This window comes from Enterobacter cloacae complex sp. 2024EL-00711, assembly GCF_047529885.1.
GTDB classification, from domain to species: Bacteria; Pseudomonadota; Gammaproteobacteria; order Enterobacterales; family Enterobacteriaceae; genus Enterobacter; species Enterobacter ludwigii.
Window position 1 is genome coordinate 128,044 of record NZ_JBLIZC010000004.1, and the last position, 13,164, is coordinate 141,207.

General features: G+C 61.0%; 9 protein-coding genes. 5 read left to right on the top strand and 4 right to left on the bottom strand.

Annotation, left to right across the window (positions count from 1 at the left end; genetic code table 11):
- Nucleotides 1-102 precede the first annotated feature (102 nt).
- Nucleotides 103-1,062, top strand: a complete 960-nt coding sequence (fepB, locus tag ACMVME_RS12990) for a Fe2+-enterobactin ABC transporter substrate-binding protein (RefSeq protein ID WP_014169069.1) — start codon at nt 103-105, stop codon at nt 1,060-1,062.
- 44 nt (nt 1,063-1,106) lie between these two features.
- Here fepB and entS read toward each other — a convergent pair whose 3' ends face one another.
- Complete coding sequence (gene entS, locus ACMVME_RS12995; RefSeq protein ID WP_068795116.1) at nt 1,107-2,354, bottom strand: enterobactin transporter EntS; 1,248 nt, start codon at nt 2,352-2,354, stop codon at nt 1,107-1,109.
- A gap of 108 nt (nt 2,355-2,462) precedes the next feature.
- On the opposite strand from entS, the gene fepD reads away from it, so the two are divergent.
- The 3 genes from fepD to fepC are packed head-to-tail and all read left to right on the top strand — an operon-like array spanning nt 2,463 to nt 5,253.
- Nucleotides 2,463-3,467, top strand: a complete 1,005-nt coding sequence (gene fepD / locus ACMVME_RS13000) for a Fe(3+)-siderophore ABC transporter permease (RefSeq protein ID WP_063156281.1) — start codon at nt 2,463-2,465, stop codon at nt 3,465-3,467.
- Nucleotides 3,467-4,456 carry an iron-enterobactin ABC transporter permease gene (gene fepG / locus ACMVME_RS13005; RefSeq protein ID WP_025204701.1) on the top strand — a complete coding sequence of 330 codons (990 nt, stop codon included), beginning with the start codon at nt 3,467-3,469 and terminating at the stop codon, nt 4,454-4,456. The genes fepD and fepG overlap by 1 nt, the downstream gene beginning before the upstream one ends.
- A complete protein-coding gene (gene fepC, locus ACMVME_RS13010) occupies nt 4,453-5,253 on the top strand; it encodes an iron-enterobactin ABC transporter ATP-binding protein (protein WP_014169065.1) in 801 nt (266 codons plus the stop codon). The genes fepG and fepC overlap by 4 nt, the downstream gene beginning before the upstream one ends.
- Before the next feature lie 47 nt (nt 5,254-5,300).
- On the opposite strand, the gene entF is transcribed toward fepC, so the two are convergent.
- From entF to fes, 3 genes are read right to left on the bottom strand one after another with little or no spacing between them, the layout of a single operon-like run.
- Complete coding sequence (gene entF, locus ACMVME_RS13015; RefSeq protein WP_414743446.1) at nt 5,301-9,158, bottom strand: enterobactin non-ribosomal peptide synthetase EntF; 3,858 nt, start codon at nt 9,156-9,158, stop codon at nt 5,301-5,303.
- On the bottom strand, nt 9,155-9,367 hold the full coding sequence (locus tag ACMVME_RS13020) for an MbtH family protein (RefSeq protein WP_014169063.1): 213 nt from the start codon (nt 9,365-9,367) through the stop codon (nt 9,155-9,157). The genes entF and ACMVME_RS13020 overlap by 4 nt, the downstream gene beginning before the upstream one ends.
- Before the next feature lie 10 nt (nt 9,368-9,377).
- Nucleotides 9,378-10,577: an enterochelin esterase gene (gene fes / locus ACMVME_RS13025; protein ID WP_068795118.1), complete on the bottom strand. Its 1,200-nt coding sequence runs from the start codon at nt 10,575-10,577 to the stop codon at nt 9,378-9,380.
- 251 nt (nt 10,578-10,828) lie between these two features.
- On the opposite strand from fes, the gene ACMVME_RS13030 reads away from it, so the two are divergent.
- Nucleotides 10,829-13,078 carry a TonB-dependent siderophore receptor gene (locus ACMVME_RS13030; protein WP_020885035.1) on the top strand — a complete coding sequence of 750 codons (2,250 nt, stop codon included), beginning with the start codon at nt 10,829-10,831 and terminating at the stop codon, nt 13,076-13,078.
- The last annotated feature ends 86 nt before the right edge of the window (nt 13,079-13,164 follow it).

The window sequence follows — 13,164 nt, forward strand, 5'->3', positions numbered from 1 at the left end:
TCAACCGCAGAGCAAACATCTTCTTCGGGTAACGCTTGCATCCCGTCGTCGCAGACATGAAAATGAGAAGCATTAACTTCAACAGAAACAGGATGCCACGTTGTGAAATGTCTTGCCGTCTGCCGTAATCCCCTGCTTTTCATCGGACTTTTTGTTTTAGGACTTACCTCAGCGCTTGCCGCCGACTGGCCGCGTCAGGTGACAGACAGCCGCGGCGTGCATACGCTTGAGCACAAACCGACGCGCATCGTCTCCACCAGCGTGACCCTGACCGGCTCCCTGCTGGCGATTGACGCGCCGGTTATTGCCAGCGGCGCCACCACGCCCAACAACCGCGTGGCGGATGCGCAGGGATTCCTGCGCCAGTGGGGCGATATTGCGAAACAGCGTCAGCTTGCGCGTCTGTACATTGGCGAGCCGAGCGCCGAAGCGGTGGCCGCCCAGATGCCGGACCTGATTTTGATCAGCGCCACCGGCGGGGATTCGGCGCTGGCGTTGTATGACCAGCTTTCAGCTATCGCGCCGACGCTTGTTATTAACTACGACGACAAAAGCTGGCAGGCGCTGCTAAAACAGCTCGGCACAATCACGGGTCAGGAAAAACAGGCCGCCGAGCGCATCGCCGCGTTTGATAAGCAGCTTGCCCAGGTGAAACAGCAGATGACATTACCGCCGCAGCCGGTGAACGCCATCGTCTACACCGCCGCCGCACACTCGGCAAACCTGTGGACGGCGGAATCCGCTCAGGGCCAGTTATTGCAGCAGCTGGGCTTTACGCTGGCTGAACTGCCTGCCGGATTGCACACCTCCAAAAGCCAGGGTCAGCGTCACGATATTATTCAGTTAGGCGGGGAAAATCTGGCGACCGGGCTAAACGGCGAAGGGCTGTTCCTGTTTGCCGGAGATCAGAAAGATGTGGATGCGATTTACGCCAATCCGCTGCTGGCGCACCTTCCTGCCGTGCAGAACAAGCGCGTCTGGGCACTGGGAACAGAGACGTTCCGCCTGGATTATTACAGTGCAATGCGGGTACTGCAGCGTTTAGACGCACTGTTCAGGTAAGAGGCTAGCCCGGCCCTCTCGGTGAGAGGGCCGGTGTGAACGCGTCAGGCCGCACTGTCGTTCAACACAACCTCCTGCCTGAACCGACGCAGCTCAACCAGGACCACCAGCAATATCACTCCCAGCATAGCCAGGACAAAGCCGCTGCTGCTCGCTGAAGCCATCGGGGTCATTATCGCCCCCAGCCCGCCGAGGATAGCCGCGCCAATGGCATCGCCCGTCACGTTCTGCGCGGTCCACAGACCGTTGATACGCCCCAGCATCCCTTCCGGCGTCTGGGTCTGAATCAGGGTGTACTGCAACAATGAACTGATGGCGCTTAGCCAGCCAAAAATCACCAGGCACATTACGCCCAGCGCCCATACCGGCATCAGGCTGAAGAAACCAATCGCAATAAACGACGCCAGGGTAGCCAGCAGCATGATCAGCCCGGGACGCGCACTCTGCGCCAGGTTACCGCTGGTCAGCGCGCCGCATGCCGCGCCGAGCGGAATAGCCGCGTACAGCACGCCGATTTCCGACGCGCTCATCTGCCACACGCCCGCCAGCGCCGGGTAAAGCACGCGTACGGCGCTGGCCATCGTCAGCAGACCGCCGAGCAGCGCAATGCCACCTATCAACGGATTGCTGAACAGAAAACGGATCGCGGCCATCAGTGATGTCAGCGGATGTTCGCGCGGCTGTGGCGGAGGCGGCAGGCGCGGCAAACGCAGGAGCGTGAGCGTAGTGATAAAGGTGCCCGCCGCCGCCAGCCCATAGTTCCACGCCACGTTGCCGGTCGCCAGCAGCAGGCCACCGACCATCGGTGAAATTACCGACCCGAGGCGCACGGTCAGCATGGTGATTGCCCCCGCCTGCATCAGGTTTTCGCGCCCGACCAGCGCGGGCGTGGCTGCCAGCAGCGCCGTGACGCCGAGTGACGCAAAAAAACCGTCCCACAGACCGAGGGCGTAAATGGCAATCAGTGACGGCTCCGGCAGCATGGCGTTCAGACACAGCCCGATAAAGCCTACGCCGCACGTGCCGCGTGCCAGCAGGATCAGTTTTTTACGCTCATACCGGTCCGCCAGCACGCCGCCCACCATCAGGCCGATAAACATCGCCCCACCGGTTAAGGTGACCGAAAGCCCCACCAGCCAGCTGGAGTGGGTCATGGACTGGATCTGCACCGGCACGGCAACGCCAAGCAGGCCGAGGGAGAGGATGGAGATAAAACGGGCGATAAAGACAGCGCGGTATGCGGGGTGCGTCTTCAGCAGGCTGAGGTTGAGCAGCCAGGATTTTTGATTCATGACAAGGCCTTGAGTGTATTTCTACCAATTCCATTGGCGCACATGCTAACATAGCCAAATAAGATAGATAACGATAATCACTATCATTATCAAATCATGGATGTTGCTATGTCGTTTTCCTCTTCCGCGGTGCGCGCCGTTGCCGTGCCCGTGTTATTGCTACTGTTAATCCTTGCGATTGCACTCAGTTTGCTGATCGGCGCGAAGCCGCTGCCCGCGTCCGTTATTGTCGATGCGCTCACTGGCAGTTGTCAGAGCGCCGACTGCACCATCGTGCTCGATGCCCGCCTTCCCCGTACCCTTGCCGGACTGCTGGCCGGGGGTGCGCTGGGTCTTGCCGGTGCCTTAATGCAAACGCTCACCCGTAACCCGCTGGCCGACCCCGGTATTCTTGGGGTAAACAGCGGTGCCAGCTTTGCGATTGTGCTTGGCGCGGCGCTCTTCGGTTTTACCTCTCCGTCTGAACAACTGGTGATGGCCTTCTGCGGCGCGCTGGCGGCATCGCTGGTGGTGGCGTTTACCGGTAGCCAGGGTGGCGGACAGCTGAGTCCGGTACGCCTGACGCTGGCGGGCGTGGCGCTCGCCGCCGTGCTGGAAGGGTTATCCAACGGCATCGCCCTGCTTAACCCGGATGTTTACGACCAGCTGCGCTTCTGGCAGGCCGGTTCGCTGGATATCCGCACCCTGGCAACCTTAAAAGTGGTGGTGATCCCGGTCGTCATTGCCGCCGCCGTCGCGCTGTGTTTAAGCCGTGCGCTCAACAGCCTGAGCCTCGGGAGCGACACCGCAACCGCGCTCGGCAACCGCGTGGCGCGTACGCAGCTAACGGGTCTTGTCGCGATCACCGTACTGTGCGGCAGCGCAACTGCGGTAGTCGGCCCCATTGCTTTTATCGGCCTGATGATGCCCCACATGGCACGCTGGCTGGTGGGTGCCGATCACCGCTGGTCGCTGCCGGTCACGCTGCTTGCTACCCCTGCCCTGCTGCTGTTCGCGGATGTTGTGGGTCGCCTGCTGGTGCCTGGTGAACTGCGCGTCTCGGTGGTAAGCGCGTTTATCGGTGCACCGGTGCTGATCTTCCTCGTGCGACGTAAACGCGGAGGTGGCGCATGATGGCCCCGTCCCGACGTTTAGTCACCAGCGTGTCGTTGCTGGCCGTCGTCATTCTGATGCTGGCGGTCTGGAGCCTGCGCAGCGGCGCAGTCACGCTCGATTTCGCGCAGGTTTTTAACGCGCTGCTTGGCAGTGCGCCGCGCAATGTCACCCTGGTGGTCACCGAGTGGCGACTGCCGCGCGTGGCGATGGCGATTCTGGTGGGCGCGGCGCTCGGCGTCAGCGGTGCCATTTTTCAGTCGTTGATGCGCAACCCGCTTGGCAGCCCGGACGTAATGGGGCTGAACACCGGGGCCTGGAGCGGCGTGCTGGTGGCGATGGTGCTGTTTGGTCAGCACCTGACGGCCATCACGTTCACCGCGATGACCGGCGGGATAGTCACCGCGCTCATTATCTGGGCGCTGGCCTGGCGCAACGGTATCGACACCTTCCGTCTGATCATTATCGGTATCGGCATTCGCGCCATGTTGATGGCTTTCAACACCTGGCTATTGCTGCAGGCTTCGCTCGACACCGCGCTCTCTGCCGGTCTGTGGTATGCCGGTTCACTCAATGGCCTGACGTGGGGCAAAACCTGGCCCGCTGCCCCGCTGATCCTGGTGATGTTTATTGGCGCGGTGTTGCTGGTACGCCGGATGCGCCTGCTGGAGATGGGTGATGACAGCGCCTGCGCGCTGGGCGTGGGCGTTGAGCGCTCGCGCCTGATGCTGATGCTGGTGGCGGTGTTACTGACCGCTGCCGCCACCGCCATCGCCGGGCCGATCTCGTTTATCGCGCTGGTTGCACCGCATATTGCCCGGCGCATCAGCGGCACGGCGCGCTGGGGATTAACCCAGGCGGCGCTGTGTGGCGCAGCGTTACTGCTGGCCGCCGACCTCTGCGCCCAGCGGTTATTTATGCCTTATCAACTTCCGGTAGGCGTCGTGACCGTCAGCCTCGGCGGGATTTACCTCATCGTCTTGTTAGTTCAGGAGTCACGCAAGAAATGACAAACAGCACAACCCGCTTGCGCGGCGAACACTTAACCCTCGGCTATGGCAAAAAAATCATTGCCCGTGACCTGACGGTGGCTATCCCGGACGGCCATTTTACGGCGATTATCGGCCCGAACGGCTGCGGTAAATCGACCCTGCTGCGCACCCTCAGCCGCCTGATGACGCCGGTTGAGGGCTGCGTGTATCTCGACGGCGAGCAGATCCAGCGCTTTGCCAGCAAAGAGGTGGCGCGCCGTATCGGCCTGCTGGCGCAAAACGCCACCACGCCCGGGGATATCACGGTGCAGGAACTGGTCTCGCGCGGGCGCTATCCGCATCAGCCGCTGTTTACCCGCTGGCGTAAAGAGGATGATGAGGCGGTGAAGCGGGCAATGCAGGCGACGGGCATTACCGATCTTGCCCGGCAAAGCGTGGATACGCTCTCCGGCGGGCAGCGCCAGCGGGCGTGGATTGCGATGGTGCTGGCACAGGAAACCGCCATCATGCTGCTGGACGAGCCTACCACGTGGCTGGATATCAGCCATCAGATCGATCTGCTGGAGTTGTTGAGCGAGCTGAACCGCACGCAGGGCTATACGCTGGCGGCCGTACTGCACGATTTAAATCAGGCATGCCGCTATGCCACGCATTTGATTGCGCTGCGCGACGGCGAAATTGTGGCGCAGGGTGCGCCAAAAGAGATTGTGACGCCGGATCTGATCGCGCAGATCTACGGCATGCGCTGCATGATTATCGACGATCCCGTGGCCGGTACGCCGCTGGTGGTGCCGTTGGGCAAGCGTGCAGTCTGATGCCCTCACCCTCTCCTGGAAGAGAGGGTGAGAGTGAGGGGAAACCGCTACCCCAATATCGCCTTCAGCACCGGTCCTATTGTCTCAAACGCCTGCGGTGAAATGATATCCACGTGGGCGCAATCCTGGCTGTAAACCTCCAGTTCCCCCACCCACGGCGCCCAGGCCTGCTGCGGATCCAGCGTTTGCGTGCGCCCGGCAACAAACAACGTCGCTTTACCGTCGAACCGTGAACTGTGCGCCGTTGTCAGGAGGCGGACGGCATCGGCGTAATTCCCTTCGATGGCGTTAAAGAGCTCGCCAGAGCCTTGCCCCTGCTGCGCGGCGATAAACGCCTGACGCTCGCGTTCAATTTCTGCCAGTACGTCCGGATCGAGACCATTGGCCTCTTTCTCTGCCCAGTTCTGGGTTTCCGGCGGCCAGGTATCCAGCAAGCCGAGAAACGCCACCGCGTCACCCTGCTCGCGCAGACGGGCCGCAATGCCCTGCGCCAGCGTGCCGCCAAGCGAGTAGCCGAATAGATAATACGGCCCCTGCGGCTGTTGCGCGCGCAGCGTCTGCAGATGACGTTCGATCACCTCGTCCAGCGTAGCGCACTGCTGCATCGGCCCTTCCGGACGCGGCGACTGAATGCCGGTGATTGACCAGCGCGGGCTGAGATAGCGCGCCAGCACGCTAAACTGCCAGGCAAAGCCGGATGCCGGATGGAAGCAGAATAGCGTCGGACCGTTGCTTTCACGCAGCGGCAGAAGGGTCTCGTAGCCCAGACGCTGTGCCTGTTCGTCATTCATCGATGAATCCAGCAGCGCGCTGAGCATGCTGACCGTCGAGGCCACCATAATCTGCCCCGGCGTGACCCTGCGGGCAAACGTACGGCTGAGCTGCGCGGCCAGGCGCATCGCCAGTAGGGAATGACCGCCGAGGGCGAAGAAATCGGCATCGATGTCGTTCACCTCACAGCCGAGCAGGGCAGAAAATGCCTGCGCGACGGCCACTTCAGCGTCTGTTTCTGGCGCCCGCCCGGACGTCTTGCGGGTCAATTCCGGCAACGGAAGCGCCTTGCGGTCAAGCTTTCCGTTGGCAGAGAGCGGCAGCGCGCTGATTTGCAGCAGCACCACCGGCACCATATGGGGCGGCAATTGAGCTTTAAGCGAGTGCAGCAGCGCATCGCGGTCCAGCGGCAAGCCGGACCCGGAGACGACATACCCTACCAGCTGTCGGGCATCGCCCCCGGTTGCCGCCGCCTGATTAAAGACGCACGCGTGCGCTACGGCCTGCGCCACGTCAGGCAGCGAAAGCATCGCACGATCGATTTCGCCGAGCTCGATACGCTGACCACGAATTTTCAGCTGATCGTCACTGCGGCCCAGATATTCCACCGCGCCGTTATCCAGCCAGCGCGCCACGTCACCGGTGCGGTACATCCGCTCGCCAGGTGCAAAGGGATCGGCAATGAAGCGGCTGGCGGTCAGGTCCGGCCGACCGAGATACCCCTGCGCAAGCTGGATCCCGGTAAGATAGAGATCACCGGCCACGCCGAACGGCACCGGACGCATCATCGCATCCAGAATGCGCAGCCCCGTATTCCACACCGGGAAGCCAATCGGCACGCTGTTGCCCGCCACCGCAGCCAGTTCCGGACCCGATGCCGGATACCAGCTCACGTCCACCGCCGCTTCTGTTGGACCATAAAGGTTATGCAACGGGACATGAGTAAGGTGCTCCCACTCCCGACACAGTTCTGTCGGCAGCGCTTCCCCGCTGCAGAACACCTGCTTCAGGGTCTGACAGCAGTCGGCATTTCCCGGCGTCAGCGAGGCAACGAATGCCGCCAGCATCGACGGCACAAAGTGTGTCGTGGTCACGCCATAATGCGCGAAGAAGTTCTGCATCGCCTGCGGATCGCGGTGCGCGTCCGGCTCGGCCATCACCAGCTTCGCGCCGGCGATAAAGGGCCACCAGAACTCCCAGACCGAGACGTCAAAACTGCACGGCGTCTTCTGCGCCACCACGTCATGCGCGTCCAGCGGATAGTGATCCTGCATCCACATCAGGCGATTAACGATGGCGGTATGCCCTACCATCACGCCTTTTGGCCGCCCCGTTGAGCCTGAGGTAAAGATGATGTACGCCGTGTGCGCCGGCTTTGCCAGCCGCAGCGGTTCACTGCCCGCTGGGGGTAATAGTGTGTTGTAACTAAATACAGGGACCGGCAGATCGCTAAAGCGCGAAAGCTGATCGTCAGAGGCGATCAGCAGGGACGGTTTCGCGTCCTCCAGCATCATGCGCAGACGATCGTCCGGGTAACCGGTATCCAGCGGCAACCACGCGGCGCCCGCCTCCACGATGCCGTGCAGCGCCAGGGTAAGAAACACCGAGCGCGGCAGGGCTACCGCCACGCTGTCGCCAGGCTTAACGCCGCGTTCCCGCAGTAATGTCGCAAGAGCCACCACCTGCTCGCGCATCTGGCGGTAATTCAGTTCGATGTGCGCATCAGCAAGCGCGGGGGCATCCGGCGTTTTGCCCGCCTGGTCTGCCACCAGCTGAGCCAGCGTGGTTGACGGTAGCGCCAGCCCGGTATCATTGATACGCGCCAGCTGCTGGTATTCCTGCTCTGAAACGGTTTCTGCTTCGCCGCAGCGCAAATCCGGGTTGGCAGCAAACTGCATCAGCATGGCGTTCAGGCGTGCAACGTGGCGCGTTAGCGTCGCTTCATCGTAGCGCTGCTTATTGGCAAGGATTTCAATACTCAGGCCGCCCTGCTCGTCCGGGAACAGCGCCAGTTCAAGGTCATTGACCGGGCCAGTGGCCAGCGTATGGGTGATGGCATCCACGCCTTCCATATCCAGCTGATAATCAAACACCTTGACGTTCAGTACCGGGCCAAACAGCGCGTCATCGCCCGCGGCACGTCCGCTGTCGCGCACGATCTGCTCGGCGTCATAACGCTGATGGCGACGCATTTTTTTCAGCTGATTTGCCAGACGATGCGCCAGCGCAGGCAGGCTTTCGTGCGGGGCGATGTTCACCGCCAGCGGCAGCACGTTCAGTACTGGACCGGTTGCCGTTAAGGCCGCCGACCCCATTCGGCGCATAAAGATAAACCCGGCGGCGTAGTCCAGCCGTCCGGTCAGACGCCCGATCCACAGCGCCACCAGCGCAAGCGCCAGATCGGTACGCTGAACCGGCCCCGCCGCCTGAGCAAGCCGGGTAAAGGCGCGGCGGTCAGCCGTCACCTTCAGACGCAGAATATCGGTGGTCGCCGCACGGCCCGGCAGCGGTGCCGACGACAGCGAGACCGGGGAAGGAAGCTGCTTACGCTGCTCCGCCCAGAACGCCCCGTCGCGCTGATACGCTTCGCTGTCGCGATAGCGCTGGTACTCCTCCACCACCTCGGCGAAAGGGGTAAACGGCGACGCGGGCGTGGGCTCGCCGTTTTGCCATGCGTGATAAATGGCGGCGATCTGGCGGGTAATCGCCGGGAAACTGAAGCCATCCACCACCAGATGATGATATCGCTGATACCAGTACCAGTGCCCTTCGCCTACCTGAATCAGCTGATGGAACGCCAGCGGCTGACCGCTGTCCACACGCAGGTTCTGGTTTAAATCCGCTGCCATCCAGGCCATCGCCGCGTCATGGGATTCGGCGCAAACCACGGACGGTTCAGGCAGTGACATAGCGTCATCCACCCACTGCCACACCTCGCCATTCTCTTGCACAAAACGCATGCGCAGGGTGTCGGCCTGCCGCATCCCTTCAACAATGGCTTTTGCCAGCAGCGGTGCGTCAATATTGCCCTTCAGCTCGGTGTAGTGCGCCACGCTCCAGGCGTTTGGCAGGGAGGAAAGCTGCTCCGCCATCCAGATACCCGGCTGGGCGGCGACAAGGGGAAGACGGTTCATGCTTTCTCTCCCGCAAAATAAGACGGTTGCAGGGTTTGCCAGTGGTCGGCGAGCCACTGCTGACAGGCTTCCTGAGACTGCGCTTCACAGACCACGCGCCAGCCCGCCGGCAGCTGGCACTGCTGCGGCCACAGACTGTACTGTCCCTGGTCGTTACGCAAAATCGCAAACTGACCCTGCGGATTATCGAAAGGGTTGCTGAATTCCATACAGACTCCGTTAGTGAATAAGCGGCTGCCAGAGGGTCATCAGCCCCTGCGTCAGCCCACCGCGCCAGCAAAGCGCGTCGTGTCCGCCGTCAACCTGACGCCAGATAACCGGTTGCTGCGGGTGCAGTTCGGCGTAGATCGCCTGATTCGCGCGGAAGATGAGCGGCTCATTGCGTCCGGCCTCAAGAACGATACGCAGCCCGCGCGCGGTGAGGTCGCCCGCTTTAAGTTGTTCGATGAGCAACCCGTCCTGCTGACCGCCACGGTGCGGCCACCAGTAGGAGCCGGACTGGCTTAATACGCAGCCAAAGCGCTCGGGCCAGTTAAGCCCGGCATAAAGTGAAGAGAGGCCGCCAAAGCTTTGACCCGCGACTACCGTTCGGTCGGCGCGGTCGCTGAACGGAGTGCGGCTGTTCACCCGCGGGAGAAGTTCCTCCTGCACCGCCTGCCAGAAATCCGGATTGCAGGGCAACTCGTGATTGCGGTGCGCCATGTCGATCACATCGATTAAGACGTAGACGGCAGGCGGCAGTTTGCCCGCGTTTGTCAGCGCGGTCAGCGGAGACCACACGGGCATGCTTTCGGCCCAGAACTGGCCGTCGAGCAGTACGGCAAGCGGCCGCTCCGGGCTGTCTTCACCGGTGGTGAAAACCCACACCCGGCGGCGGTTATTCAGACGCACGCTTTCCCATTCAAAGCAGACGGGCGCGTTGCCGGGCGTTGCGGGCGTGTTCCAGCCGGGCTGAACCGGGGCCTCGGGCATTTCGAGCGCCGAGACGGGATGCCCGCGTCCGCCGCGCCAGCTTTGCGGATTTAACGGATCGGCCATCGCCGCGGGGAGCAACTTTCGCCAGCCTTCACGCAGCGCCAAACGATCGGGTTGCTCGCCGTGGAAGACCGCGTCAGCAAAATCATCGTCGTTCACTGAGGGGATAAAACAGTAGCTGCCGCGCCATTGCGGGGTGAACTCGCCCTGCCACTGCCAGACGTCAGTATTAGGAATGCGCTCAAGGGATTGCGGACGGGCATTTTGATGGTGATCGGTCACGCCGGTGATGTAGAGCCAGACGCGTTTTAGCGGCGAGGTCTTTTGCGTTCCTGCCGGATCACGCCACCAGAAAGTGACGCGATAGTGCCCCTTCTCGCGGGTCCATTCGGGTCCGTTTTTCGACTGCCACCAGGCTTCACTTCCCGTTTTTAACCCCGTCACCCGTATAACCTCATGTTTATCAGTCTTTTTTGTTTCAGGACAAATTTTATTGATAATATTATTGATAACTATTTGCATTTGCAATAGCGTAGTGGCCGCGCTGTGGGAAGCGCGCTCATAAAACAACCATGCCACGCGTTGTGTGCGCTCGAGGACGGGGCTGCTTACGCAAACTGCGGGTGACACCATGCCGCCTCCTCTCCCTTTCGGGAATGGAGCCCGGGGATGCGGCGCGAAAAGCAGGACGTACAATGAATAAGAAGATTCACTCCCTGGCCTTGCTGGTCAACTTAGGGATTTACGGCGTTGCGATGCCAGCGCTGGCAGACGACAACACCGCCAACGCGCAGCACGAAGACACCATGGTGATCACCGCCGCAGAGCAGAACCTGCAGGCACCAGGGGTATCGACCATCACCGCCGATGAAATCCGTAAAAACCCGCCCGCACGTGACGTGGCCGAAATCATCCGCACCATGCCTGGCGTTAACCTGACCGGGAACTCCACCAGCGGACAGCGCGGCAATAACCGTCAGATTGATATTCGTGGTATGGGTCCGGAAAACACCCTGATCCTGATCGACGGCAAGCCGGTCACCAGCCGCAACTCCATCCGTCTGGGCTGGCGCGGCGAGCGAGATACCCGCGGTGACACCGGCTGGGTACCGCCAGAGATGATTGAACGCATTGAGGTCATTCGTGGCCCGGCCGCAGCTCGCTACGGTAACGGTGCGGCAGGCGGCGTGGTGAACATCATCACCAAAAAATTCGACAACCAGTGGCATGGCTCCTGGAACACCTATCTGAATGCTCCAGAACATAAGGATGAGGGTTCCACTAAGCGCACCAACTTCAGCCTGAGCGGCCCGCTGGGCGGCGACTTCAGCTTTCGCATGTTTGGTAACCTCGACAAAACTCAGGCCGATGCGTGGGACATCAACCAGGGTCACCAGTCCGATCGTACTGGTACCTATGCCGACACCCTGCCTGCAGGCCGTGAAGGGGTCGAGAACAAAGACATTAACGGCGTGGTCCGCTGGGACTTCGCGCCCATGCAGTCCCTGGAGTTTGAAGCGGGCTATAGCCGCCAGAACAACCTCTACGCGGGTGATACCCAGAACACCAACAACGACAACAGCTCCAGCGGTCTGGTGAAGAAAAACTACGGTAAAGAGACTAACCGTATCTATCGCCAGAACTTTGCGGTGACCTGGAACGGCGGCTGGGATAATGGCATCACCACCAGCAACTGGGCGCAGTACGAGCACACCCGCAATTCGCGTCTCGGCGAAGGCCTGGCAGGCGGTACGGAAGGATTGTTCAACAGCAATAAATTCACCGACACCGACCTGGCTGATGTGATGCTGCACAGCGAAATCAACCTGCCGATTGATTTCCTCGTCAACCAGAACCTGACGCTGGGCACCGAGTGGAACCAGCAGCGCATGAAGGACTCGACCTCCTTCTCGCAAACCCAGCAGGGCGGGACCATTCCGGGGCTCAGCAACGATCGTAGCCCGTATACCTCGGCGGAGATCTTCTCTCTGTTCGCTGAAAATAACATGGAGCTGACGGACAGCACCATGCTGACCCCGGCGCTGCGCTTCGATCACCATACGATCGTCGGTAATAACTGGAGCCCGTCCCTGAACCTGTCGCAAGGCCTGGGTGACGACTTTACGCTGAAGATGGGTATCGCCCGCGCCTATAAAGCGCCGAGCCTGTACCAGACCAACCCGAACTATCTGTTGTACAGCAAAGGCCAGGGCTGCTACGCCAGCTCCGACGGCGTGGGTTGCTACATGATGGGTAACGACGACCTGAAAGCCGAAACCAGCATTAACAAAGAGATTGGTCTGGAGTGGAAACACGACGGCTGGCTGGCGGGCGTGACCTGGTTCCGTAACGACTACCGCAACAAGATTGAAGCGGGGTATGCGCCAGTCGGCCAGACCTCCACCAGTAAAGTGACCACCGATATTTACCAGTGGGAAAACGTGCCTAAAGCGGTGGTTGAGGGTCTGGAAGGCTCCCTGAACGTGCCGGTCAGCGACACGATCAACTGGACCAACAACATCACCTATATGCTGCAAAGTAAGAACAAGGAGACCGGCGACCGTCTGTCGATCATCCCGGAGTACACGCTGAACTCAACCCTGAGCTGGCAGGTACATCAGGATGTGTCGCTGCAGTCGACCTTCACCTGGTACGGCAAGCAGCAGCCGAAGAAGTACAACTACAAAGGCCAGCCGGTGACCGGATCTGAGAAAGACGAAGTCAGCCCGTACAGCATCGTTGGCCTGAGTGCGACCTGGGACGTGACCAAAAACGTCAGCCTGACCGGCGGCGTGGATAACGTCTTTGATAAACGCCAGTGGCGCGCGGGTAATGCCCAGACCACCGGCAACGCCACAACCGGTGCCTATATGTACGGCGCGGGTGCATACACCTATAATGAGCCGGGCCGAACCTGGTTTATGAGCGTGAACACGCACTTCTAAAGCAGGCTGTGTCTCCCCTCTCCTGCCGGGAGAGGGGCTGAATGTCTCCCTCTCCCGGCAGGAGAGGATCGGGGTGAAGGCATCAG